Genomic DNA, 2,564 nt, shown 5'->3' with positions numbered 1-2,564 from the left:
GTAACCAAGTGCTGCCAAATTACTCGTGCTATGTTTTCGGTAGTAGGTAAGGTTTGCTGAAATTCTGACCAAACCTCATTGAGATAAGCGTAGTCAAGTTGGCTGGTGACCTCTCGTTGGATCACCGTTTTGACTTCAGAAAAGTTTTCCATCATGCCATACTTATCCAACTGAGCGGTCAGGAAAACGAACAGAACGTAGTTGTGTCCGTGTCCAGGAAATCTGCTCCCCAAACCAAACCGCTGAAGGTTCTCAGCTTCAGTCAGTTCTGGTAACCAGTATCGGTGGCTGGCTGAAAACTCAGCACGGCGCTTAATGACGCATTCCATGTCAAGTTACGTCAACTAGACTTATGTTCAGCTTGACACTCCCCGGCCTAAAGGCGTGGGGATTCCTAGATCGACGAACCAGCCGTAAACCGACGTGTCCTCGGGAAGAGGCAATGCTTAACCAAAAAACCCGTAGTGACCTACCAAGTTCCCAGTCAATTCACGAAAGACCTAGAGGGCAGTTCTCGCGATAGCGTTCGGGTACTTGTTTGGAAGTGCCGAAGATTTTGTTTCCCAACATTCCCCCATGTTCCGGTGTGCCCCACCGTACATTGCAGTGCGACCCGTAGCGAATTTAATTCTTAATAGGTCAAGCGCACCGGGTGTTTTTCTCAAAAGTGTAACTTCAACGGTTCACACGCCAATTGTTGGTTGACGATTGGGTTTTTAGAGAGGACTTTCCCTACCCTCTGAGCATTACTACTTTATAGGCGGTCAGACATGGTTCCCTTCCAGCTGTCCTAACGGTTTTTCAGCCTGTACTCTATACTTGATTCTACATCTAGTTGCAACGACGATTCCGCAAACGCCAAAACTTTTTTAAAGCTGTCCTAGAAGGACGGGGTTTTAGACCCATTTTTTTCAACTAATATGGATTTTTGGTAATGGGTAAGCTAGAAAAATCCTATTGCTTACCCATTACCAAAAATCTTTAACTGTGTCTTTAGCTTCCCAGAGCAGATGGGAAGCAATTCTGAACAGTTCTTGACCTGTGTGTAGGTGGTAGTCGTCGTAGTTAAGGGTAAACAGCTTTAATTCTTCTATCCCATCTGCTAACTGATTAAGACAGTAGTAGAGGTTAGCAGCAGCACTGGCAACGGTGGCAGGATTAGGTTGAGAATGAAACAGGCTCTGAGCTTGATGGAGATGATCACCACACTCTTCCAGATAAGCTTCAAACTCTGCCATGAGTTCATCATCAAACGGGTCAGCGGAGAGTTCATCGAGTTGAGCCTCTAGAGGCTCAAGGATATGACTAATCCGGTGGTTTACAGGTTGATAAATTTGCTGCAACCAGTACCCTAGCTGGGCATCAGTCTTTTTTCCCTTTTGCCGATGATGCTGGTAATGTCTTTGGGCATGAGCTGTTCGCTGTTGTCGATTCTGATGCTCTAATGAATCCTGAAAGTAATTCCTCTTTTGGTCATAGGAACGCCGTCGCTCAGGGTTACTGAGTACCTCATAAGCAGCATTAACTTGGATAATTTTTTCGGGATCAGCGGTGGGGCTGTTGCTATCTGGATGAAAGCGCTTGGCTAGCCGTCGGTAGGCTTGTTTAATTTCTAGGGTCGTAGCGTGGGGGTGAACATCCAGAGTCTGGTAGTGATTGGATTCTGACATGGGGTACACTAAACCTACTTAAACCGGCAGCGATAGTATAATTAAGGTACCAAGTAAGCTCAATCCAATATTTCCATAGATTTCCAGAGGTTTTAGGATAACTAGTGAATCGAAGCGCCTTGCCCCATAAAACTAATCAGTGGTGGCGGTCGGCTCTTGGAACAGGGGGGTGCTTAGGTAGCGTTCCCCAAAACTCGGTTGAATCATGACAATCAGGGTACCCTCATTTTCTGGACGTTTGGCAACTTGAATCGCTGCTGATAGTATGGCTCCAGTGGAAATTCCGGAAAGAATTCCTTCTTCACGGGCTAAACGACGACCGTATGCGATCGCATCATCATCCGTAACTGTAATCACCTCGTCAAGAACTTCAACCTTGAGTACTTCTGGAATAAAACCCGCACCGATACCCTGAATTTTGTGAGGTCCTGGAGACCCTCCAGAAAGCACAGAACTACCAGCTGGTTCAACTGCGATCGCTTTAAAACTGGGCTTGTGTTTTTTGATCGCTTCAGCAACCCCAGTAATTGTACCACCCGTACCAACTCCAGCCACCACGAAATCCACCTGTCCTTCTGTATCCTGCCAAATTTCTTCAGCGGTGGTAAAATGATGAATTTTTGGGTTAGCTGGATTACGAAACTGTTGCAGCATATAGGCATTGGATGTGGTTTCTACAATTTCCTGAGCTCGCCTAATACAGCCACCCATCCCTTCACTACCTGGTGTCAGTTCCAACTGAGCACCATAAGCTCGCAACATAGCCCGTCGCTCTATGCTCATTGTCTCTGGCATGGTTAGGATCAGTTGGTAACCCTTGGCTGCCGCTGCCATTGCTAGAGCAATACCTGTGTTTCCCGATGTCGGTTCCACCAAAATAGTTTTGCCGGGGGA

Annotated in this window: 3 protein-coding genes; all 3 read right to left on the bottom strand. The window is 46.6% G+C overall.

Going from position 1 to position 2,564, the window contains the following annotated elements:
* A partial coding sequence (locus F6K49_RS40615; protein ID WP_293106564.1) for a 6-carboxytetrahydropterin synthase occupies window positions 1–329 on the bottom strand: 329 nt, incomplete at its 3' end.
* Between the two features lie 639 nt (window positions 330–968).
* The gene (locus F6K49_RS40610; RefSeq protein ID WP_070391381.1) at window positions 969–1,670 is read right to left on the bottom strand and encodes a DnaJ domain-containing protein; all 702 of its coding nucleotides are present in this window, start codon (window positions 1,668–1,670) and stop codon (window positions 969–971) included.
* Between the two features lie 132 nt (window positions 1,671–1,802).
* Window positions 1,803–2,564: cysteine synthase A (gene cysK / locus F6K49_RS40605; protein WP_293106559.1), on the bottom strand; the 762-nt coding region annotated here is incomplete at its 5' end.

It is taken from the genome of Moorena sp. SIO3I6 (genome assembly GCF_010672095.1).
This window is presented reverse-complemented; position numbering and strand designations above follow the sequence as displayed.

Excerpts from the sequence above, each read along its gene's own strand:
- F6K49_RS40610 (WP_070391381.1), bottom strand. The coding sequence starts at position 1,670 with ATGTCAGAATCCAATCACTACCAGACTCTGGATGTTCACCCCCACGCT.